Source organism: Paraferrimonas haliotis, assembly GCF_002282895.1.
In the GTDB taxonomy this organism is placed as follows: domain Bacteria; phylum Pseudomonadota; class Gammaproteobacteria; order Enterobacterales; family Shewanellaceae; genus Paraferrimonas; species Paraferrimonas haliotis.
The window spans coordinates 248,338-269,706 of record NZ_NRRB01000001.1 but is presented as its reverse complement, the minus strand read 5'-3'; the positions used below and the strand labels follow the sequence as shown (position 1 = coordinate 269,706).

The window sequence follows — 21,369 nt, the reverse complement described above, 5'->3', positions numbered from 1 at the left end:
GTTCCGTGTTTATCAGATTAGTGGTTTCCGTTAGATTCGTCAGCACCTTGACCAGCTGGCTGGCTTTGGACGCTAAACGGACGAGCTGGCACCACAGTAGAAATTGCGTGCTTATAAACCATTTGACTAACGGTGTTTTTCAGCAAAATAACGAATTGGTCGAACGATTCGATTTGTCCCTGAAGTTTAATTCCGTTTACTAGATAGATAGAAACAGGAACTCGTTCGCGACGCAAAGCGTTTAAAAACGGGTCTTGTAGAGATTGCCCTTTTGCCATTTTCTTAGTTCCTTAAATAACAAGTTCTTTTTCTTAAAAGTATTTTGATTCAGTATGATACAGCACAAAGTAATATGCTAGCCCAATCCTTTCAAAATTTTATCAAGATTGGCGTCTTTGTTTGAATCAAGTTCTACTAAATCTTTCCAACCCCTTAACCAAGTAATTTGCCGCTTCGCCAATTGGCGCGTTGCAGCAACGCCTTTATCGACCATAGTTTGGTAATCATCTTGACCTTCAAGATACTGCCAAACTTGCCGATATCCCACACACCGTATGGATGGTAAGTCAGGGTGTAAATCACCACGAGCCATCAAAGTCTGCACTTCTTCAACAAATCCCTGCACTAGCATTTGTTCAAAACGCAGCTTAATTAATCGATGTAATTCTGCTCGTTGAGGCGGCATGATAGCATATTGTAAAAAATTATACGGCAATACCTCGGATTTTATTTGGGTAAGCTCGGTTAAACTCTTACCTGTTACCCGAAAAACTTCCAACGCCCGTGACAATCGTTGCGGATCATTTGGATGAATGCGAGCTGCCGAGGTTGGGTCAACTTGCTCTAATTGCTGATGCAAGTATTGCCAACCATGCTGCTCCGATTCATGCTGTATTTGCGCCCGAACCTCTGTATTTGCAGGGGGCAAAGGACTCAAGCCTTCTAGTAGAGCTTTAAAATACATCATAGTTCCACCCACCAGCAAAGGAATCCGTCCTTTGCTTAATATTGATTCAATTTCTTGAACCGCATCACGGCGAAACTCGGCAGCGGAGTAACTTTCCTTTGGATCGATGATGTCAATTAAGCGGTGCGGCGCCTGTGCCAGTTCTTCAGCAGTGGGCTTGGCGGTGCCAATGTCCATTTGCCGGTATATCATGGCAGAATCCACCGATACAATATCGGCGGGCAACTGTTGCGTAATGCGCATCGCCAAATCGGTTTTACCCGATGCCGTTGGCCCCATCAAGCAAATGACTGAGTTGGATTGAGCCATCATTGTTGTTCCTGTTTTAGCGTCGTTAACCATTGTTCCCAAGGGCAAACAAGAGCGTTTTGCGAGAGGCGCTTGCGAACCCCTTCTGGTGCGGCTTGGTATTGCGCCCACAATGCCTGAGGGTTACCTTTAAACGTCGCGGGCTCTATTAATAACGCCAGTAACGAAGCAATTTCTAGATCATCTGCCGCTAACGCATCAAGCAATCTCGGCATGACATCCGCCAATTCGCGGTGACGCAAAAACGCGCCCACTTTCTTCACCACCACTTTGCTGGCATGACGCTTTAGCTCTATCCCCAATTGGGTCAGCCTAGGATGCACAGGTTCCAACAAGCTTTGCCATTGTGGTTGCCAAACAAGGCTCATGGGCAACAACAGAGGTTGTGCGGTCAACGACTCGCCATCATTGAGTTGCTCAGCCAGTTGTGTAATTTGTAGTTGCCGTGCTACTTCAGACACTGGCAATAAGGACAACTCACGCCCTTCAGCACTCACCCAATAGGCATTATCCAGTATAGGGGGCATGCCGACATCTTGCGCCGTCTCGGCCATCGCTGATCCAGTCATCAGGGTTTGGTAGTTATTGAACGCTCGAGGATCTTGGCTTGTAGCTTGACGGTTACCACCGGCAGAAGCCCCAACGCGAGAGTAAGCACCCACTGACTGACTAGAACTTAATTGGCTTGGTTTTAATTGATTAGGATACGGTTGCTCAGCAGTATGGTAATCCGGCTGCACTGTTGGCTCTTGAAAGGCGCTTGCGGGTGCTTGAGGCTGACTGTCCAATGGCAGGGCTTGGCCTTGATTTATCGCTGACACCAAAGCTTGCACAATGAAATCGTGCACCAATCGACTTTGGTGAAACCGCACCTCGTGTTTGGCTGGATGCACATTGACATCCACTTGACCGGGGTCAATGCTTAACATGAGCACAAAGCCGCCGGGTTGATGCTGTGCGCTTTCCACAAACGCTTGCCTTACCGCATGATTGATCAGTCGATCACGCACTAACCGACCGTTCACGTAAAAGTATTGAACCGGTTGCGCCAACGCTTCGCTACTCACTTGCAAATGACCGCTTAGCGCCATCTGTTGATGCTCGCAACTAATGGCGAGCGCCTGTTCAACAAACGCTTTGCCGCATACTTGGGTTAGCCGATTAAGATAGCTTTTGTCGTCTTTGGCTGGGCGGAAACTGCGAATCAGCTTTCCGTTGTGACTTAAGCTAAAATGAATATCGGGGCGCGCCAATGCCGCTCGTTTCAACCATTCATCAATGTGGCCAATCTCGGTTTTATCGCTCTTTAAAAACCGCCTTCTCGCCGGTGTATTAAAAAACAAATCCGCCACTTCAATGCTGGTGCCAACAGGATGCGCCGCAGGCTTCACTTGCACCTGCATGTCGCGTCCTTCAGCGAAGGCTTGCCATGCTTCACTTTGCTCCTTGGTGCGAGAAATTATGGTTAAGCGCGACACCGAGCTCACACTGGCTAACGCCTCACCGCGAAAGCCAAAACTGCGAATGGCATCTAAATCTTCGAGGCTTGCCAGCTTACTGGTGGCATGGCGCTCTAGCGCTAAGGTCAGTTGAGCTTTAGCGATGCCATGGCCATTATCTCGAATTCTAATCAGGCGTGCGCCGCCACCCTGAATTTCAATGTCAACCCGAGTTGCATTGGCATCTAAGCTGTTTTCCACCAGCTCTTTAACTACTGAGGCGGGGCGTTCCACCACTTCCCCAGCGGCAATTTGGTTAGCCAATTGTGGCGGCAATACCTGGATTTCGGTCATTGATTTATCGCCTTGGTATCATCAAGGTTTGCCCAATCCGGATGTTACTGCTGCTGAGCTTATTAATTTTCTTGATTTCCGATACTTTCACCCCATGAACCTGAGCAATGGCGGATAGGCTGTCACCGGAGCGAACCTTGTAGCGCACGGTTGCTCCTCGTTGGGCAAATAACGTTTGCTCGGGTGGATTGTTGTAAAAGTGCGACAACAGACCTTTGTGTATGGCGGTTACCAACTTCTCTTGATGGCTGCGGGTTTTCAGCATTTTTTCTTCTTGCGGATTGGATAAAAAGCCCGTTTCAATAAGTAATGACGGTATGTCCGTGGCTTTGAGCACCGCTAAGCTTTTGTATTCGACTTTGGGACGGTGCATGCGGGTAACTCTGTCCATCTCTTTATAAATTTGCTGGCCAGCGGTACGGGCTTGCTCCAATGAACGAACACTGTTGAGCTCTACCAACCATTGCGCCACGTCTTCGCCGCCTTCGGCATTTTTAATGGCTTCGCCGGCTCCGACCAGCTCGGTATATTTATCTTCTGAGCGCAACAACTTATTGGTTTCTCGAGTGTAGCGATTATCCGAAAGAACGAATACCCCGGCACCGCGAGGCTGTGGCGTTCGAAAGGCGTCGGCGTGAATCGACAGCAAGATATCGGCTTTGGCACGGCGAGCTCGCTCCGAACGCTCGGTCAGATCAACGTAGGAGTCATTGCTGCGTATCAACACCGCTCGCATGCCTGACGTTGCGTTAATTTTTTTAGCAAGACGCTTTGAGATCTCCAGAGTTAGCGCTTTTTCCTTAGTGCCGGCCGGCCCAATGGAGCCAGGATCTCGGCCACCATGGCCGGCATCTACAGCAACCACCACGTCGCGTTGAGCCGCGGGTGCGGTAGTAGCAACAGTTTGCTTAATAGGTTGGTCAACCGCTAAATCCACCACCAGCCGGTAGCCGTAGGGCGGCACTGGCGCTAACGTGAAATGCTTAAAACTGGCTTTTTGCGACAAATCGAGAACAAAACGATGGTCACTGCTTTTCGGAGGTTTGCTGTTGCGCACTTTCTTAATTAAGCGCCCAGGGCTTTGCAACTTGTTAACCGAGACCTCTGAACGGGTAGACGCAAGATCTATCACCAATCGATCGGGTGACTTTAAGGAAAACACGTTGTAGCTAGGTTTGCTGGATAAATCAAACACCACCCGCGTGTTTCCGTCTTTACCGGAAAAGCGAATGTTTTCGACTTTATTAGCGAGAGCGGGTGTAGCCGCAAAGATAAAGCTTGCCAATAAACTGAGCTTTATCCAAATCAATGTCCATTGTTTCATGTTACGACAATTTTTCTATTATTCCTTTGGCCTTATCTGAATGGGCTTCAATAGTGAACTGCCGCCCTTCTTCAAAGTACCTTATTTTTATTATTAAATCAGCAGCCTCAATACAACCAAAGCCACGCTCCGGCCATTCAATGAGACAAATGCTGCCATCATTAAAGTAGTCTCGGATACCCATAAATTCTAATTCTTCGGGATCACTTAAACGATACAAATCGAAATGATACAGGGTTAACTTGGGCAGCTCGTATGGCTCCACCAGAGTATAGGTAGGGCTTTTTACCGCGCCTTTATGCCCTAACCCTTGAATAATACCGCGACTAAAAGTGGTCTTGCCTGCGCCTAAAGGGCCGTCCAGATAAACCACAAAGGGTGCCGTCAGTTGTTGCGATAATTGCTGGCCTAAACGGGTGCTTTGCGCTTCATCGGCGACGTTAAATTCTTTTATTAGTGTCATTATTTTAGGGATTAACCATTGTTCGAATATAAGGCAATAAGTCGCTGGGTAGCATACCACGCTGGCCTTTTTCTGCAGCAACGTCTGCAGCGCTGCCATGAATAAGCGCCGCTGCAACGGTTGAGTCAAAGGCACTCAGTCCCTGGGCCCATATTGCAGCAATAATACCCGATAATAAGTCGCCACTGCCCGCCACCGCAAGCCCTGGATTGCCAACATCGGCAACCACCAGTTGTTGGCCATCGTATATCAAGGTACCCGGACCTTTTAGTAAGACCACGCCGCCAAACTTTTGTTGCAAGGCTTGCACCGCTTGTAAGCGATTATTTTCTATCTCAGTAACGTTGCATTGTAAAAGTCGAGCAGCTTCAGCGGAATGGGGCGTTAGAATCCAATTGTCATTGCGCGACGGCTCAATAGCCAGCATGTTAAGCCCATCGGCATCTAACACCAACGGCTTCTCGCTCAATATACACGCTTTAAACAAGTTGTAGCCCCATTCTTGTTGTCCTAGGCCCGGTCCAAGCAGCAGAACATTGGCCCAACCGAGTCTCGAATAAACCTCCATATCCACCAATTCGCAGCGACAAAACATGAGTTCCGGTCGATTTTGCAAAATGGCGGCCTGATGTTGTTCATGAGACACCACAGTAACCAAACCGGTGCCGGCTCGCAACGCCGCTTCGGCCGCCAGCTTAACCGACCCTGGCATGCCCAAATCACCGCCAATCACGGTTAATTTGCCGTGTTGCCCCTTATGCGCGGTGGCTTGCCGAGGCTTGATGAATGTAGCGATATCACGGGCGTCACAACGCTGACCTAAGTGCTGGCTGTAGCGCTCAAACTGATCGCCAATGCCTAAGTCCGCTAACAACAATTGCCCTCGATAAAGTCGCGCTTGCCCGGTTAGCAACCCAAGTTTATAAGCGCCAAAGGTGACGGTGATGTTGGCATTAACCGCGCCGTTGATGGCCACGCCGGTGTCGGCGTGTAAACCAGAGGGTATGTCGACACTGACAACATCTGCCGAGTGCTGATTAATACTGCGAAACAGCGCACTCAGCGCTGCATTGGCCTCACTGCGACAACGATTACCGAGAATGGCATCGACGATTAACTGGCAATCCTCAGCAATAGGCAATTGGGCTTCGTGTTCAATAGGCTGAATCGCAACGCCTGTGGCTTTTAGGTTTGAGCGGGCAACGTGAGCATCACCACTGACCGCTTTATGCGGTGCCCATTGTAGCACTTGTACCGCTCGACCCGCTTGATGGCAAAGGTGGGCTAACTCGTAACCGTCGCCGCCGTTGTTACCCGGTCCGCAAACAATACAAATTTTACCCTGGGGATAGCGGCTTTCGATAACATCAAACACGGCTTGAGCGGCTTGTTGCATTAGTCGATAACCGCTGATTAAACCGCTATCGATAACACCTTCTTCCGTCACACGGATGTGCTCGGCGCGATAAAAATAATTGTGTTGTAATTGAGACAAGGGCATGGCTGCAGCAGATTCCTAAAAAGCACCAATACCGATGAATTTTAGACGCTTGCAGCATCACCTGCTAGCGACCCATGCAACAACTGAGAGGTTGATTAACGTTTTGTTATCCAAGCCCATTCCATCTTGGCAATAACCGGCTCAATGGCGACGGCGTCGGTGATGGTCACCTCCACCCAAAAACTGCCTTTTTCTTCGTTTTCCATGGCGGCAATTTGCTCTGGAGTAATACTGGCCACGGCGCTAATGTCTCCGCTTGCACGTTTTACAAAGGCCACGTCCATGTTCTTTATCAAAGGAAGTTTGTCGTCCGGCAAGAACCAAGCCATGGCCGCCCCAGAGGCGGTTTCAGCCGCTAAAACCATGGCTGCGGCATGGGGTGTTTTAATGTGGTTTTGCACTTTTTTGCGATTTTTGAGGAAAATTTCGACGCCGGTGTGATCCCAACGCACAAACTTTTGCCCTGCTGTGCGCGAAAACGGCACCAAACGGTTAAACGCAAAACTGCTAACAAAGGAAAATAGCCAACTGGGCAGCTTGTGTAGTGGCTGGATTTGGCGAACAACGCGGTTAGGTTTAGTCATAAAAAAAGCACTCCCTGCAACTGGTCAGACCAAGTTACTGGCAAAGTGCTTTTAGTGCAACCTAAGAATGACGATTAAATGTCATCCATTCTCATCGTCGAGTGAACCAGTCGCTTCTGACGATTCTTCTCTACTAAGATCAACTGCTCCAACGCTTGTTTGGCGGCCTTAGTTCCTAAGCGAGCAGCGTTCTCTTCTAATAAGCCAATGAGCTTATTTTCCAATGATAAATGCAAATCCAAGATTTGCTCTTCGCTGATGTCGGCTGGAATTTCAATTTTTTCACAGTTGCTCTTAAAGTCTTCGAATAGGAAATCTTTAAGCCAAGCCTGCAAAACCGTATCCGGCGCATCTGCGACGTACTCCAACAGTTTTTCAGACACTTCGTTTTCGTGAGTCACTAAATATTCAAGCATTAAGGTCACTCGTGACGAGTCAGCCTGTTGCGCTAAACGTTGATACAGTGACGCCATGTCCTTTCGGCATGCAGCTACATACTCAATGAGTTCTTGCAGTTGTTGGATCCGCATATAATTATCCCAATAATTAAAAAACAAAATGTAAATTTGATGTTGGAATTATCAGAGTAAATTTAGTTAATTTTGGTGAGCAGGATCATAAAAAGGTCTGACTTTACCCAAACTAGCGGATAAAAAAACGCAAAAGCAGAGCTGGATCACACACCAACACAAAATCTTTGTGATTCAAAAGTGCATTTAACTGAGTGTGGGAAAAAATAGAAATTGGAGCGAGTAACGAGGTTCGAACTCGTGACCTCAACCTTGGCAAGGTTGCGCTCTACCAGCTGAGCTATACTCGCGTCCTTGGGGATAAGCAATTTGGAGCGAGTAACGAGGTTCGAACTCGTGACCTCGACCTTGGCAAGGTCGCGCTCTACCAGCTGAGCTATACTCGCGCCCATTTTTATCTCTAAAAAGTTGAATTGGAGCGAGTAACGAGGTTCGAACTCGTGACCTCGACCTTGGCAAGGTCGCGCTCTACCAGCTGAGCTATACTCGCACACCATTTTTATCACTGAAAAGTTGAATTGGAGCGAGTAACGAGGTTCGAACTCGTGACCTCGACCTTGGCAAGGTCGCGCTCTACCAGCTGAGCTATACTCGCATCAACTTTTCATTCTCTCAGTATAACGGAAGCCATCCCGTTTGAGAGAGCCGCATTATAGGCGATTTTATCCGCCATGCAACCCCCGATTGCGTTTTTTGGCGCGTTTGCTTAAATTTTGAATACGTGCTCACGGTAGAATCGCAATTCTTGCACTGACTCACGAATGTCATCGAGCGCCTGATGGGTATTCTTCTTGCTAAAGTTTTTAAGCACTTGCGGCGCCCAACGACGAGTAACTTCTTTTATCGAGCTCACGTCTAAGTTGCGATAGTGAAAATAATTTTCAAGCTCCGGCATGTACGCGTTTAAAAAGCGTCGATCTTGGCCAATGCTGTTACCGCACATGGGCGATTTGCCCGGCGGCACGTGCAACCTTAAAAACTCAATGGTTTGGGCGATGGCATCGGCTTCGGTTATTTGGCTTTGCTTGACTCGTTCAATCAAACCCGACTGGCCGTGGTGCTTCTGATTCCAGTCGTCCATAAGCGCCAACTGCTGGTCACTTTGATGAATGGCTAACACCGGCCCTTCTGCCACCAAATTCAACTCTTTATCGGTCACTATGGTAGCAATTTCAATGATTCGATCGACTTTTGGGTCTAAGCCCGTCATTTCTAAATCAACCCAGATGAGATTTTGCGCGTCTTGAGCCATGCCCTGTGACACTCCTTATTTAGAGTTTTTGATGAGAAAGTAGTATGATACCGCCTTGTTTCAGCTTCAACTATTATATGAGCTTGATTAGTGACTAAGCGTAAAAAACTGAGTAAAGGTCAGTTACGGCGAATAAAAGCCAACCGTTCTAAGAAATTGCAGCAGACCCAAACCGTCATCCCCGATGACGACACTCTAGGGCCCGAGCTGCAAGCGCGAGTGATCAGTCGCTATGGTCAGCACGCAGAAGTAGAAACGGACGACGGCGTGCGCTTAAAAGCTCAATTGCGACGCAACATCGATAGCTTAGTCAGTGGTGACAACGTCATTTTACGTTGCTCAACCACAGACGACGGTGGCGTTGTGGAAGCGGTTCATCCGCGTCGCAGTCAATTAACCCGACCCGATTATTACGACGGCGTTAAGGTCATTGCTGCCAACATTGACCACATTTTTATCGTTTCTAGCGTGGTGCCGGCGTTCTCCAGCCAAATCATCGACCGTTATTTAGTTGCTGCAGAAGATACCGGCATCGATGCTAGCATTGTGCTGAATAAAACCGACTTGTTAGACGAAGCTGAGATGGCCCAGCTCGACAACGCCTTACAACCCTATCGAGCGCTTGGCTACCCAGTGATTTTAGCCAGTGCAAAAGCGGAAAATGGTGTTGATGAGCTGGCAAACAACATGCAAGCTCAGGTCAATATACTGGTGGGGCAATCCGGTGTGGGCAAATCGTCGCTGGTGAATGCGTTAATGCCACAAGCGGACTTGCTTGAAGGCGAGGTTTCGGAAAACTCCGGATTAGGCCAGCACACCACCACAACCGCTAAACTGCTTCATTTGCAAGGCGGAGGAGCGCTTATCGACTCCCCTGGAGTTCGCGAATTTGGTCTGTGGCATATGGAGCGGGAACGGGTGACCTGGTGCTTTAAAGAGTTCAGAGATTACCTTGGTGCTTGCAAATTCAGAGATTGTAAACATAATGACGACCCCGGCTGTGCGATCGTTGAGGCGCTCGAACTGGGTAAAATAGACCCTGACCGATATCAAAACTATTTACGAATTATTGAAAGCATGGGCGAACAGAAAGATTCGCGCCATATTAAGCAAACCTCTATAGATTAATGGATAAGACCTTGGATAAGTTCCTAATTTTAATTCAATACGCGACGCCTAAGCATTTGTTATCTCGCTTGGTGGGCGCGTTTGCGGCGTCTAAATCTGGCTGGCTAACCACAGCGTTCATCAATTGGTTCGCCAAGAAATATCAGGTGAACATGAGCGAAGCGGCCATCGAAGATACCCAGTCTTTTCGCACCTTCAATGAGTTCTTTACTCGAGAACTAAAACCCGGTCTTCGTCCGATTGTCCAAGATACTAATACGCTTGCCCACCCAGTCGACGGTTGCGTAAGTCAATGCGGAGCCATTGAACAAGGACGCATTTTTCAAGCTAAAGGCCATCACTTTAGCGCTCAAGAGCTATTGGCCTGCGGTGCCGATCACGCTGCTCAATTTGCCAATGGCCAGTTTGCCACCATTTACTTATCGCCGCGGGACTACCACCGCATTCACATGCCCATTGCCGGCACTCTGCGCAGCATGACCTACGTACCCGGTGACTTGTTCTCGGTGAACCCATTAACAGCTCGCAACGTGCCTGGACTGTTTGCCCGCAACGAACGAGTTGTTGCCACCTTTGATACGGAAATTGGCCCAATGGCCATGGTATTAGTAGGCGCTACTATTGTTGCCAGTATTGAAACCGTGTGGGCCGGCACCGTAACCCCACCTGCGGGTAAGAGCGTATTTAATTGGGACTACGACGCGTTAAACAATCCGATTACCTTAGAAAAAGGTGAAGAGATGGGTCGCTTCAAACTCGGAAGCACTGTTGTACTTTTGTTTGGCGAAAACGCGATTAACCGCTTTGCCGATGGTGTCGAGCCGTCGCAGCCCACGGTAATGGGTACGCCATTCGCCCACATTAAAGGCCAAGATGAAAGCGCTACTGCAGAATAACAGCCTGTTTCAACTTCACACTGCGGTGCTGCTATTTGGCGGCACCGCTTTGTTTTCAAAGCTCATTCCTTTACCCGCTTTAGACATTACCTTTTGGCGATGCCTGCTTGCCGCTGCAGTACTAGCCGTTTGGCTTAAGGTAAACGGTCAAGCCATCGCTCTTAAGCACGCCAAAGATTATTTATGGGGTACCGTGCTTGGAGTAGTGATTTGCTTGCATTGGGTGACCTACTTTGCATCAATGCAACTGTCGACGGTGGCTATTGGCGTGATCTCCTTTTTCAGCTACCCGGTGATGGTGACACTGGCTGAGCCCTACCTAAACAAGCAAAAGATAGCCCTGGTTGACGTGGTTGCATCGATTGTGGTGTTTTTCGGTGTGGCGCTGATGATGCCGAGCTTTGACTTAAGCAACCAAGTAACCCAAGGCGTGATTTTAGGCGTGATTTCAGCCGCTTTATTTACCGCACGAAACCTACTGTATAAGCGCCACTTCAGTCAGTATTCTGGGCAGCATTCAATGTTGGTACAAAGCGTGGTGGCGTGCGTTATTTTGCTGCCGTTTTTAGGCAATGAACATTGGCAAATGAGCGGCGCTGATTGGAGCACGTTAGCCTTATTGGCTGTGGTGTTCACCGCACTACCGCACGCACTATTTAATGCCGCATTAGGACAGCTGCCGGCTAAGAGCGTAAGCTTTATTAACTGCTTGCAACCACTGTACGCCACTTCTTTAGCGCTGTTGATACTTGGGGAGGTGCCAAGCTCCTCTACCCTTCTCGGTGGTTTTTTGGTGGTTACAACCGCCATGTATGAGACCTTGAAAACTCACAAAAACCGAACTAAATAAAGCGCTTACTGGACAATTGTGCCATAGTGAAGATAATGACTTGAATTGCCCATTGGCTTGATTCTGTGATATCAATTTAGCTATGAAAACGCTGTTGCGCTGCCTAATATTGTGCTTGTCTTGCTTAAGTTTACTGGCGAGCGCAAACTCGAGTTTGCTTCCGGGGCAACGTTTCGCCCTTGATCCCAGCAAAACCGCCACCACCAACATTGACGCCCAGCTTAATGAATTGGCTTTATCCATTGAGCGATTGCAACAACGCCAGCAAGATCTGCGCGAGCAGGCGGACGATTTTGAAAGCAATACGCAACAACTGCAGCAACAGATTGCTCAAGCGGCGACCATGCAATACCCAAGCAATGAACCGGTTGACCAGCAATTAGATAAAGCGCATTCCCGATTAACTCAACTTAAGCAAGACGAAGTTCAATTGAACTATGAGCTAACCCAGCTCAGCAGCTACATTGACGCCCTACCGAAACTGATTAACGAGGCGCAAGCCAATTTGCAGCAAGTTGGGGCCACCATTGTCGATCTCAGTGCCACCAACAAAGAGTCGCAACTTAACCGGTTAAAAAGCGATTACCTCAATCAGTCACTGGCCACCTTACAAGATGAACTGGCTCATTCCGAGCAGTCACTGCAACTCAAGCAGCTGCGGCTAACCCTATTGCGAACCAAGATTCAAACTCAGGATAGCTTGCTGGAGCAGCTTAACCGTTTGAGTCAAAAACAACGCAGCAGCACCAGCGAGCGTGCCATGCAGCTGGTGAGAAATCAGCGCGACAAATTGCAAGATGAGTCGCTACGACCTTTGGTCGAGCAGAACTTACGGATGGCCTACCAATTAGAATTGCTGTCGCAAGCCACCGACCAAGCCCAGCAAGAACAACAGCAAATGGAGTTGCGCTATCAACGCCAATCCTTGCAGCTGGCGAAAGTAAACGAACAGCTGCAATTAATGGACATAAGCGCCTCTTATGGCGACACCTTGTTGCAGCATTTGTGGCAGCTGGAAAACCCGCCGAGCACAGCGCAATTAGAAGCTAAAGTAAGCGATGCCCGTTTATATCAATTTCAATACCAGCAACAAAACGGGCAATTACAACGTCGCCTTGAACAAGGCAAATTTAGCTCAGATGAACAGCGAGCCTTATTAACGCTTCAAGGGGAGCTGCTGACCGAGCTGATTGACCAATATAAAGCCCATTTAACTGAACTAGCGCGACTGCGCTTGATATACGATCAATTGGCGCATCAATACGACACCATTGAAAACCTGCTCAATGAACATTTGTTTTGGGTACCTAACGCCATGCCGATTAACTCATTTTGGTTGGCAAACTTAGCGTCATCCATTAATTGGGCGGTGAGCGCCAGCCAGTGGCAAGAGCTATTCGAGTCGCCTAAACAACAATCCACTTATTGGTCGTGGTGGCTGATTGTCTCGGTATTGTTTTTAGTTATCCACGACATCAGTAAAGCTCGCTACCAAAAGCTGTTAGACGACCACATTCAATACGTAGGTAACGTCAGTCAAGACAGCTTTGGTGACACCTTTAAAGTGTTTATTGGCTCGTTCGCTTACTCGGCGCTGCTGCCTGCGCCGGTGATGTTTGCGGGGGTTATTTATACCTTAAGCCCCAGCAATTTTGTGCAAGCGGTGGGTGTGGGCATTAGCGCTGTCGGCTTTTCGTTCTTCCTGTATCGGCTTGCGGCACAACTGTCGGCCGAAAAAGGCCTGCTGATTGGCCACTTTCGACGCAACCCGGAGTTGGTGCAGCAAGGGCTGCGGTTGTTTTTCCGCTTTACCGTTATCGCCTTACCTATGGTGGGGATCATTGGTTTCACCGAATCCTCAGACAACTCGTTGCTGCGCAATAGCTTAGGTCGCGGCGTATTCATATTATTTTCGGTCACCGTGTGGTGGTTTTACTTGCGCTGCTTCCGCTTGGTGCGCAGCTATCATGTGGAAAAACGACCCGACAAGAATCAAAAACTGCTGCAACGCATGCTGTGGGCGCTGTTGCTGGTGTTCCCACCGGTGTGCGCCGTTATGGCGGCTAACGGCTATTTCTACACCGCTAGCCAGTTATTAATGCAACTGCAAATGTCGATAGTGTTGGCGTTAAGCTTCTTAATGGCCTTTATGCTGATCAAGCGCTGGATGCTCATTGAACAGCGTAAAATCGCCTTCGAGCGCGCTAAAGCTAAGCGTGCCGACCAATTAGCGCAACGTGAAAACCAGAACGACAACAGCACCGATGGCATAGTGGACAGCTTCAGTGAAGCCACTGACGAGCAAATATTGGACTTAGATACCATCTCAAGCCAGTCACTTGGTTTAGTGCGCACCTTATTCGTGGTGGCGTTTTTGGTGGCCTTCGTTGGCTTGTGGACCCAAACCCAAGCGGCCTTTGTATCCATGCTCGACGGCGTTACCCTGTGGAACACCACCTCCATGGTTAATGGCTTGGAGCAGTCGATTCCCATTACCTTGAAGTCGGTGTTAGTGGCCATCATCATTGTGTCTTTGGCGTGGGTGATTGCCGCCAACCTACCGGGGATGATGGAGCTGGTTATTTTATCGCGGCTTGAGCTATCGCCAGGAACAGGGTTTGCCATCGCTACGGTGAGTCGCTACACGGTAATGATGCTGGGGCTGTTCATCGCCTTTGGCTCAATTGGTGTGGAATGGTCTAAATTGCAATGGCTCATTGCCGCTTTGTCGGTTGGTTTGGGTTTTGGATTGCAAGAGATTTTCGCTAACTTCATTTCCGGTCTTATCATCTTAATGGAAAAACCGGTGCGCATTGGTGATACCGTGACCATTCGCGAGCTCACCGGCACCGTTTCTAAGATTCAAATTCGCGCCACCACCATTGTCGACTGGGATCGCAAAGAAATCATTGTGCCCAACAAGGCCTTTATTACCGAGCAATTGATTAACTGGTCGCTGTCGGACCCGATCACTCGGGTTATCCTGAATGTGTCGGTGGCCCGAGATTCGGATCCATCGCTGGTTGAAGCCCTGCTCTACCAAGCGGTTAAAGAGTCTGACTTCGCCTTAGATCTGCCCGAGCCTGAAGTGTGGTTCGCCGGATTTGGGCAACACACGCAAGACTTTGAAGTGCGCGCCTACGCTAAAGAAATGGGTTCCCGTTGGCCATTGCGTCACGACCTGCACAAGAAGATTGTGCGCCGCTTACGCGACAACAAGGTTGAATTGGCCTACCCACAACTGGAAGTGCATGTGGTGGGCAAAGGCGGCAACACCATGACCGAAAGCATTTTGAAGTCTTAACAGCAGCTAAGTAGAGATTATGAAAATCATCGCTCATCGCGGCGCCAGTGGCCTTGCGCCCGAAAACACGCTCAAAGCTATAGACCAAGCGCTTATCAGTGAAGCATGCGCCATTGAAATCGATGTCTATCGCAGTGGCGACAGTTTAATGGTGATTCACGATCGCTGGTTGCACCGTCGCACCAACGGCACTGGCCAAATTAAGAGCACCAGCGTGCAGCAACTGCAAGCGTTAGATGCCGGCGAAGGCGAGCGCATTCCCACCCTTGAACAAGTTATGGAGCGCATTAATGGCCGATGCGATCTCAATATTGAGCTTAAAGGACCAGATACCTTAATGCTCGCCCATGCGGCCATTGACTATGCTTGCCGGCATTATAATTTTAGCCACGACCAATTTTTGCTGTCTTCGTTTAATCATCAACTGCTTAACGAAAGCTACCGCTTGCGTCCTGAGCTTAAAATTGGCGCGCTCACCTCGTGCTTACCGTTGGATTTGGCCTATTTTGCGCAGCAGCTTAATGCTTATTCGGTGAATTGCGACGTCGATTTCTTGAATCAAGCCATGGTCGACGATGCTCATCAACGGGGGCTTAAGGTGTTTGTTTATACCGTCGACGAAGAAGAAGACATTGAACTCCTTAGCCAGTGGGGTGTTGACGGCATCTTTAGCAACTTTCCGTGTCAGGCCCGTAAAAAAGCTCGCTCTAAGGTCACCCAAGCAAAACACGTTTGGGCCGATTAGCGTAACCCTAATCCTTTGACTACACTGGGGAATACAATCAATAACAATGACCAGCAAGAGCAACCCGTTTTCAGGCTATGAAACATAAACTGTTAGTATTAACGCGAGACAACTCGGCTTATTACGAGGCCATCCGGCGTCACAACTTACCCGACCTAGAAGTGTTGGACGACAGCCCGAATTCGGTATTCGAAGCGGATGTGTGGCTAGCTGAGCCTAAACTGGCAGCGCCATTGTTGGCCCATGCCAGCCAGCTCGCGTGGGTTCAGTCGACGTTTGCCGGGGTTGATGCCTTGACCAAATCGCGTCGTCATCATCATTACCAACTCACTAACATCAAAAATCTGTTTGGCCCCATGATGAGCGAGTACGTTTTTGGGCATATTTTGGCCTTGTATCGCCACCATACAAAATACTCACAGTTGCAGCGTAACAGTCATTGGCAAGCCTTGCCGCTGCGTCAACTGCGGGGTAAACGCATGGTGCTGCTGGGCACCGGCGATATTGGCCAACACATTTGCCAAACCGCCCATCAGTTTGGCATTGAAGTGATTGGCGTTAACCGCTCCGGCACCCCTAAAGCACCGTTTGACATGACCTTAAGTATTCAGCAACTGGATAGCGCTTTGCCTGGGGCAGATTTGGTGGTGTGTGTATTACCTTCTACCGATGAAACGGTGAACCTGTTCGATAAGCATCGGCTACAGCTGTTAAAGCCGGGCACCATATTTGTTAATGTGGGCCGTGGCGATTTAGTGGATGAACAAGCGTTAATACTGCATTTGTCGCTCAACCCAACCAGTCACGCGGTGTTGGACGTGTATCGACAAGAACCATTGCCGGAAGATAACCCGCTGTGGAAATGCCAGAACGCCATACTCACACCGCACGTTGCTGCGCCTAGTACCACAGAAGATGTGGTGCGCCAATTTGCCGACAACTACCTTAGATTCATTGCGAATCAACCGCTTAATAACCAAATTGACTTTGCGTTGGGGTATTAAATCAACGGGCGTTGTCCCACTGTCGTCGCTTATGTATATGCGCCATGTTGATCACAGTTTTATCCTTAATCAAGCGAATGTTCCTGGGTATTCAGCCTAGGTTCATCTACCCTCCCCTAAGCTTTCACCATCTTAGTTTGTGCACCCATTGAGGATGGTTACCGATGCAATTTTCTAGTAAATACGTATGGATTCACCGCCTAGGCACCGTGGCCATGGTGGCGATTTTGGTGTACGCATTTTTTTCGGTGGATGATTTCTTTGAGCCGCCTAATAGCCTGTGTCCGCAAGGTCAGGTTATTGAAGGCCACGACATTGAGTTGGTTGAGATACGGGGCTGTATTCGCTGATGGGCAATTAGCCAGCAACAACCGACAAAAAAGCCTGTAAGCTTTCACTTACAGGCTTTTTATGCAATAAACGAGATTGGGCTTACATCATGCCGCCCATGCCGCCCATTCCGCCCATGCCACCCATATCAGGTGCCATTGGTGCCGCTTCTTGAGGGATTTCGGTAACCATGCACTCGGTGGTGATCATAAGACCAGCAACCGATGAAGCGAACTGAAGCGCGCTGCGGGTTACTTTGGTTGGATCCAAGATACCCATTTCTAGCATGTCGCCGTAGCTGTCGTTACCAGCGTTGTAACCGTAGTTACCTTCGCCTTGTTTAACGTTGTTAGCAACCACTGACGCTTCTTCGCCAGCGTTAGTAGCGATTTGGCGAAGCGGAGCTTCCATAGCGCGCAGTGCAATATTAACACCGTGTGCTTGGTCTTCGTTAGCCGTTTCAACCGACAAAGTGCTTGCGGCGCGAACCAAAGCAACACCACCACCAGCAACGACGCCTTCTTCTACCGCGGCGCGGGTTGCGTGCAGTGCATCTTCAACGCGAGCTTTCTTCTCTTTCATTTCCACTTCGGTTGCGGCACCGACTTTAATAACCGCAACACCGCCAGCTAATTTCGCCATGCGCTCTTGCAGTTTTTCGCGGTCGTAATCAGAAGTGGTTTCTTCGATTTGCTGTTTGATTTGGGTAACGCGGCCTTCGATGTTGGTCGCATCGCCTTCGCCATCAATGATGGTGCTGTTATCTTTAGTGATGATAACGCGCTTAGCGGTACCTAGGTTTTCTAGGGTCGCTTTCTCTAGCTCTAGACCGATTTCTTCAGAAATCACATCACCGCCAGTTAGAATCGCGATGTCTTGCAACATGGCTTTACGACGATCACCAAAGCCTGGTGCTTTAACCGCAGCTACTTTAACGATGCCGCGCATGTTATTCACAACCAAGGTGGCTAGGGCTTCGCCTTCCACGTCTTCCGCAACAATGAACAGCGGCTTACCGGTTTTCGCCAAACCTTCTAGGATTGGCAACAATTCGCGGATGTTAGAGATTTTCTTGTCAACCAACAAGATGAACGGGCTGTCTAGCTCAACGCTGCCGTTGTCTTGGTTGTTGATGAAATACGGAGATAGGTAACCGCGGTCAAACTGCATGCCTTCAACCACATCCAGCTCGTTTTCAAGGGCTTGGCCTTCTTCAACCGTGATAACGCCTTCTTTACCCACACGCTCCATGGCGGTGGCAATGATGTCGCCGATAGACTCATCAGAGTTGGCAGAAATGGTACCTACTTGAGCAATGGCTTTGTTGTCTGAACACGGGGTAGACAGTTCTTTTAGCTCAGCAACCGCGGCGATAACCGCTTTGTCGATACCGCGCTTGAGATCCATTGGGTTCATGCCCGCCGCAACGGCTTTTAGACCTTCGGTAACAATGGCTTGCGCTAATACGGTGGCGGTAGTGGTGCCGTCACCCGCGGCGTCGTTGGCTTTAGAAGCAACTTCTTTCACCATTTGCGCGCCCATGTTTTCAAACTTATCTTCTAGCTCAATTTCTTTAGCAACCGATACACCGTCTTTAGTGATGGTGGGTGCGCCAAAGCTTTTGTCTAGAACCACGTTACGACCTTTAGGACCTAGGGTGGTTTTCACGGCGTTGGCCAGAACGTTAACGCCCGCTAGCATTTTAACGCGAGCGTCGTTTCCAAATTTTACTTCTTTTGCAGACATTTCAATATCCTCTTAAATTCGTTTGCGATTATTCTACAACGGCCATGATGTCCGCTTCGGACATGATCAAATACTCTTCGCCGTCAATTTTTTCAGACTTAACGCCATAACCTTCATTGAAAATAACGGTATCGCCAACTTGTACATCCAAGGCTTGCACTGAACCGTTTTCTAAAATGCGGCCTTTGCCCGTTGCAACGACTTCGCCACGAGTTGACTTTTCAGCGGCACTTCCAGTTAACACAATGCCACCGGCAGAGGTAGATTCTACTTCTGTGCGCTTGACGATTACTCGGTCATGTAGGGGACGAATGTTCATTAACGAATTCTCCTATAACTTGCTTTAGCAAAAGGTTTGTTAGTGTGTAAGCCGGTAAAACCGACTGATGCCACTTTATATGGGGCCGCTCGATACTTTTTAAAGGGCTTGTTCAAAAAAAATTATCTTTTTTTAGATATCGACTGCAGAGCTGTTAGGATTAGCGCCACCTAATATTCGTACACTTTGCCCTAGCCCCATGTTGTTGGTTTGTCGATGATGCTTCGCTCCAAAGGATTACTGTCCGGCTCTATTACTGCAATCTTATTGCGCACCAGTTGGCCTAACATTATTGGCTTTTTGGCGCTGATGGGAACCGCGCTAGTAGACACTTATTTTGTCAGCCTAATTTCTACCCAAGCTTTGCTTGCCCTAAGCTTTTCGATACCCGTGTGGCTTGTGATCAGTGCCTTTGGTAAAGGTTTAGGGAATGCACTTTCCGCTCACTATGGCGTGCATTTGGGCAAAGCCGAATATGCTCACGCACGGCGTTTGTTTGCTAACACGATCCAACTCACCTTGGTGGTAGCGTTGGCGTTAGCCGGACTGGGATGGCTATTGCTCACCCCCACCTTTACCCTGCTTGGTGCCAGCAGCGATGTGATGCCACTCATCGCTCAATACATGAGCATTTGGTACGCCGCGATTCCACTGTTGCTGTTAATGGTGGTGGGTAACAAAGCGCTGCGGTGTCATGGTGACGCCTTAAGTCCCGCCAAAATTATGTTGTGGGCCTCGTTTACCAATTTTATTCTAGACCCGATTCTCATTTTTGGCTGGGGCCCCATTGTGGCCATGGGCATTGAAGGCGCTGCGCTGGCTACCGCCATTAGCTGGTTGGTTGGACTTGGGTTATCCATGTTGGCTTGGAAGCAACACATTGGCTGGCGCTTAACAAGGTTGTGGCATTGGCGAAACGATGCTCCCATACGCGAAGCGCTTAAGCCTATGCTCATAAATGTTCGCAAAATAATGGCCATAGCAACTCCGGCTACCCTAAATTCACTGCTCCACCCTATTGCCAATAGCCTAATTATTGCCATTCTCGCTCGCTTAGATGAAGCCGCCGTAGCTGCCTTTGGTGCAGCCATGCGCATTGAGACGTTTTTACTGATCATTGTTAACGGACTTGCCACCGCCTTAGCGCCGTTTATTGCCGCTAACCTAGGCTCAGGTCAACACAGCCGAGCATATAAAGGGCTAAAGATATCGCTGCTTGCGACCTTTTTTATTCAAACTCTGATGGCGTTACCGCTCATTCTGTTCAGTGGAAACATCGCAGGACTCTTTAGTAATCATGCGAACGTACTGACTTGGCTAGATTTTTATTTGAGCTATGTGCCGTTAGCCTACGGCTTTCTTGGCGTTGTCATTGTAACGGGACAATCATTGAACGCTTACCGCAAACCCGTGGCAAGCCTAGGACTAAACCTAATTCGGGTGGCTGTATTAATGCTGCCGCTGGTGATTATTGGGCAGCATTATTATCAGGTGGCCGGCGCTTTTATCGCCTTACCTGTGGCCAATATGATGGCGGCCATGATAGCGCTCATCATGGTCTACCAGCTGCGACATTATCGCTGAAAATAGCAACTAGTCTTTGCGCTCGAATTCGCCGTCAATGGTATCGCCTTGTTGTTTGTCGAAAGAATCGTTTGATGCATGCGGATTGGCTCCAGCATAAGGGTTGGCGCTGGCATGGTTGACCATTTGCACTTGCATGCGCGCTAACAGCCAATGGGCCAGCAGTTGTCGTGTGGGCGGCAGCAATAAGGTAAAACCCACCAAATCGGTGACAAACCCTGGGGTAACTAACAACACACCTGCCACCGCTAATAAAATGCCTTCAACGATCTGTAACCCAGGTAATTCACCACGGTTTAAACGCGACTGCACACTGAACAGCGTTTTCAAGCCTTGATCGCGCACCAAAGACGCGCCAATGATTGCCGTGATGACCATAAATGCGATGGTTGCAGGCGCGCCTAACCAGCCGCCCACTTGAATAATGACTGCAATTTCAATAATCGGAACAAGAATAAACGCCAGTACTAATACACCGAGCATGATGACCTCTTTATCGTTTGGGTAATTTAATTAATGAGGGCGTAACTGCGATTTTTCAAGGTTAGCTCTAGCTTTTGTGACTTGAAAGGTGCGAGCGTCTTACAAAAACAGTAAAGTATTACCCTGATTATTGAAACGAGTAACCTTTTATCTTGGATAAAAGGCGCAATGCCAACAATCTTACGTTCCATTGCAACTAAAAACCCATTCATCGGGTCTTACTCAAGTGCAAACCGAAATCGAGGTGCTTTATTGCG

The 21,369-nt window shown here is 48.8% G+C and carries 20 protein-coding genes and 4 tRNA genes; 8 read left to right on the top strand and 16 right to left on the bottom strand.

Annotated elements, in window-relative coordinates; genetic code table 11:
* Positions 1 to 17: 17 nt before the first annotated feature.
* From hfq to orn, 13 genes are all read right to left on the bottom strand, one after another.
* Positions 18 to 278: an RNA chaperone Hfq gene (gene hfq, locus CLC91_RS01245; protein WP_095497134.1), complete on the bottom strand. Its 261-nt coding sequence runs from the start codon at positions 276 to 278 to the stop codon at positions 18 to 20.
* Between the two features lie 77 nt (positions 279 to 355).
* The gene (gene miaA / locus CLC91_RS01240) at positions 356 to 1,276 is read right to left on the bottom strand and encodes a tRNA (adenosine(37)-N6)-dimethylallyltransferase MiaA (RefSeq protein WP_408634197.1); all 921 of its coding nucleotides are present in this window, start codon (positions 1,274 to 1,276) and stop codon (positions 356 to 358) included.
* Positions 1,276 to 3,069, bottom strand: coding sequence for a DNA mismatch repair endonuclease MutL (gene mutL, locus CLC91_RS01235; protein WP_095499851.1), 1,794 nt, complete (start codon positions 3,067 to 3,069; stop codon positions 1,276 to 1,278). Before mutL ends, miaA begins: the two co-directional genes overlap by 1 nt.
* A gap of 4 nt (positions 3,070 to 3,073) precedes the next feature.
* Positions 3,074 to 4,393, bottom strand: coding sequence for an N-acetylmuramoyl-L-alanine amidase (locus CLC91_RS01230; protein WP_095497131.1), 1,320 nt, complete (start codon positions 4,391 to 4,393; stop codon positions 3,074 to 3,076).
* A 1-nt stretch (position 4,394) separates the two neighbouring features.
* Positions 4,395 to 4,856 (bottom strand): tRNA (adenosine(37)-N6)-threonylcarbamoyltransferase complex ATPase subunit type 1 TsaE, encoded by a 462-nt coding sequence (gene tsaE / locus CLC91_RS01225; RefSeq protein WP_095497130.1) that lies wholly within the window; start codon positions 4,854 to 4,856, stop codon positions 4,395 to 4,397.
* A 4-nt stretch (positions 4,857 to 4,860) separates the two neighbouring features.
* Positions 4,861 to 6,357: an NAD(P)H-hydrate dehydratase gene (locus CLC91_RS01220; RefSeq protein ID WP_095499850.1), complete on the bottom strand. Its 1,497-nt coding sequence runs from the start codon at positions 6,355 to 6,357 to the stop codon at positions 4,861 to 4,863.
* A gap of 95 nt (positions 6,358 to 6,452) precedes the next feature.
* The gene (locus tag CLC91_RS01215; protein WP_095497128.1) at positions 6,453 to 6,941 is read right to left on the bottom strand and encodes a DUF4442 domain-containing protein; all 489 of its coding nucleotides are present in this window, start codon (positions 6,939 to 6,941) and stop codon (positions 6,453 to 6,455) included.
* A gap of 74 nt (positions 6,942 to 7,015) precedes the next feature.
* Complete coding sequence (locus tag CLC91_RS01210; protein WP_095497127.1) at positions 7,016 to 7,471, bottom strand: hypothetical protein; 456 nt, start codon at positions 7,469 to 7,471, stop codon at positions 7,016 to 7,018.
* Positions 7,472 to 7,685: 214 nt separating this feature from the next.
* A tRNA-Gly gene (locus tag CLC91_RS01205) sits at positions 7,686 to 7,761 on the bottom strand.
* 20 nt (positions 7,762 to 7,781) lie between these two features.
* A tRNA-Gly gene (locus tag CLC91_RS01200) sits at positions 7,782 to 7,857 on the bottom strand.
* Positions 7,858 to 7,885: 28 nt separating this feature from the next.
* Positions 7,886 to 7,961 (bottom strand) — tRNA-Gly (locus tag CLC91_RS01195).
* 29 nt (positions 7,962 to 7,990) lie between these two features.
* Positions 7,991 to 8,066 (bottom strand) — tRNA-Gly (locus CLC91_RS01190).
* A 111-nt stretch (positions 8,067 to 8,177) separates the two neighbouring features.
* Positions 8,178 to 8,723 (bottom strand): oligoribonuclease, encoded by a 546-nt coding sequence (orn, locus tag CLC91_RS01185; RefSeq protein WP_095497126.1) that lies wholly within the window; start codon positions 8,721 to 8,723, stop codon positions 8,178 to 8,180.
* A gap of 90 nt (positions 8,724 to 8,813) precedes the next feature.
* Here orn and rsgA point away from each other — a divergent pair, with 90 nt between their 5' ends.
* The 7 genes from rsgA (at position 8,814) to CLC91_RS01150 (ending at position 17,000) form a co-directional block, all read left to right on the top strand.
* Complete coding sequence (gene rsgA / locus CLC91_RS01180; protein WP_095497125.1) at positions 8,814 to 9,851, top strand: small ribosomal subunit biogenesis GTPase RsgA; 1,038 nt, start codon at positions 8,814 to 8,816, stop codon at positions 9,849 to 9,851.
* Positions 9,852 to 9,862: 11 nt separating this feature from the next.
* A complete protein-coding gene (gene asd, locus CLC91_RS01175; RefSeq protein ID WP_095497576.1) occupies positions 9,863 to 10,747 on the top strand; it encodes an archaetidylserine decarboxylase in 885 nt (294 codons plus the stop codon).
* Entirely contained in the window at positions 10,725 to 11,597 is an 873-nt protein-coding gene (locus CLC91_RS01170) for a DMT family transporter (RefSeq protein ID WP_095497124.1), read from the top strand. Before asd ends, CLC91_RS01170 begins: the two co-directional genes overlap by 23 nt.
* A gap of 82 nt (positions 11,598 to 11,679) precedes the next feature.
* Positions 11,680 to 14,901 (top strand): mechanosensitive ion channel domain-containing protein, encoded by a 3,222-nt coding sequence (locus CLC91_RS01165; RefSeq protein WP_095497123.1) that lies wholly within the window; start codon positions 11,680 to 11,682, stop codon positions 14,899 to 14,901.
* A 19-nt stretch (positions 14,902 to 14,920) separates the two neighbouring features.
* The gene (locus tag CLC91_RS01160) at positions 14,921 to 15,646 is read left to right on the top strand and encodes a glycerophosphodiester phosphodiesterase (RefSeq protein WP_095497122.1); all 726 of its coding nucleotides are present in this window, start codon (positions 14,921 to 14,923) and stop codon (positions 15,644 to 15,646) included.
* Positions 15,647 to 15,723: 77 nt separating this feature from the next.
* Entirely contained in the window at positions 15,724 to 16,650 is a 927-nt protein-coding gene (locus CLC91_RS01155; protein WP_095497121.1) for a D-2-hydroxyacid dehydrogenase, read from the top strand.
* A 164-nt stretch (positions 16,651 to 16,814) separates the two neighbouring features.
* Complete coding sequence (locus tag CLC91_RS01150; protein ID WP_095497120.1) at positions 16,815 to 17,000, top strand: ubiquitin family protein; 186 nt, start codon at positions 16,815 to 16,817, stop codon at positions 16,998 to 17,000.
* A gap of 82 nt (positions 17,001 to 17,082) precedes the next feature.
* Here CLC91_RS01150 and groL read toward each other — a convergent pair whose 3' ends face one another.
* Together groL and CLC91_RS01140 are read right to left on the bottom strand one after the other, a co-directional pair.
* On the bottom strand, positions 17,083 to 18,726 hold the full coding sequence (gene groL / locus CLC91_RS01145; protein WP_095497119.1) for a chaperonin GroEL: 1,644 nt from the start codon (positions 18,724 to 18,726) through the stop codon (positions 17,083 to 17,085).
* A 28-nt stretch (positions 18,727 to 18,754) separates the two neighbouring features.
* Entirely contained in the window at positions 18,755 to 19,045 is a 291-nt protein-coding gene (locus CLC91_RS01140) for a co-chaperone GroES (RefSeq protein WP_095497118.1), read from the bottom strand.
* A 216-nt stretch (positions 19,046 to 19,261) separates the two neighbouring features.
* Here CLC91_RS01140 and CLC91_RS01135 point away from each other — a divergent pair, with 216 nt between their 5' ends.
* Complete coding sequence (locus CLC91_RS01135; protein WP_095497117.1) at positions 19,262 to 20,629, top strand: MATE family efflux transporter; 1,368 nt, start codon at positions 19,262 to 19,264, stop codon at positions 20,627 to 20,629.
* Positions 20,630 to 20,638: 9 nt separating this feature from the next.
* On the opposite strand, the gene CLC91_RS01130 is transcribed toward CLC91_RS01135, so the two are convergent.
* Positions 20,639 to 21,112, bottom strand: a complete 474-nt coding sequence (locus CLC91_RS01130) for an FxsA family protein (protein WP_095497116.1) — start codon at positions 21,110 to 21,112, stop codon at positions 20,639 to 20,641.
* Positions 21,113 to 21,369: the final 257 nt, after the last annotated feature.

Coding starts and splice junctions, on each gene's coding strand:
- hfq (WP_095497134.1), bottom strand. CDS start 278: ATGGCAAAAGGGCAATCTCTACAAGACCCGTTTTTAAACGCTTTGCGT.
- miaA (WP_408634197.1), bottom strand. CDS start 1,276: ATGGCTCAATCCAACTCAGTCATTTGCTTGATGGGGCCAACGGCATCG.
- mutL (WP_095499851.1), bottom strand. CDS start 3,069: ATGACCGAAATCCAGGTATTGCCGCCACAATTGGCTAACCAAATTGCC.
- CLC91_RS01230 (WP_095497131.1), bottom strand. CDS start 4,393: ATGAAACAATGGACATTGATTTGGATAAAGCTCAGTTTATTGGCAAGC.
- tsaE (WP_095497130.1), bottom strand. CDS start 4,856: ATGACACTAATAAAAGAATTTAACGTCGCCGATGAAGCGCAAAGCACC.
- CLC91_RS01220 (WP_095499850.1), bottom strand. CDS start 6,357: ATGCCCTTGTCTCAATTACAACACAATTATTTTTATCGCGCCGAGCAC.
- CLC91_RS01215 (WP_095497128.1), bottom strand. CDS start 6,941: ATGACTAAACCTAACCGCGTTGTTCGCCAAATCCAGCCACTACACAAG.
- CLC91_RS01210 (WP_095497127.1), bottom strand. CDS start 7,471: ATGCGGATCCAACAACTGCAAGAACTCATTGAGTATGTAGCTGCATGC.
- orn (WP_095497126.1), bottom strand. CDS start 8,723: ATGGCTCAAGACGCGCAAAATCTCATCTGGGTTGATTTAGAAATGACG.
- CLC91_RS01170 (WP_095497124.1), top strand. CDS start 10,725: ATGAAAGCGCTACTGCAGAATAACAGCCTGTTTCAACTTCACACTGCG.
- CLC91_RS01165 (WP_095497123.1), top strand. CDS start 11,680: ATGAAAACGCTGTTGCGCTGCCTAATATTGTGCTTGTCTTGCTTAAGT.
- CLC91_RS01160 (WP_095497122.1), top strand. CDS start 14,921: ATGAAAATCATCGCTCATCGCGGCGCCAGTGGCCTTGCGCCCGAAAAC.
- CLC91_RS01155 (WP_095497121.1), top strand. CDS start 15,724: ATGAAACATAAACTGTTAGTATTAACGCGAGACAACTCGGCTTATTAC.
- CLC91_RS01150 (WP_095497120.1), top strand. CDS start 16,815: ATGCAATTTTCTAGTAAATACGTATGGATTCACCGCCTAGGCACCGTG.
- groL (WP_095497119.1), bottom strand. CDS start 18,726: ATGTCTGCAAAAGAAGTAAAATTTGGAAACGACGCTCGCGTTAAAATG.
- CLC91_RS01140 (WP_095497118.1), bottom strand. CDS start 19,045: ATGAACATTCGTCCCCTACATGACCGAGTAATCGTCAAGCGCACAGAA.
- CLC91_RS01135 (WP_095497117.1), top strand. CDS start 19,262: ATGATGCTTCGCTCCAAAGGATTACTGTCCGGCTCTATTACTGCAATC.
- CLC91_RS01130 (WP_095497116.1), bottom strand. CDS start 21,112: ATGCTCGGTGTATTAGTACTGGCGTTTATTCTTGTTCCGATTATTGAA.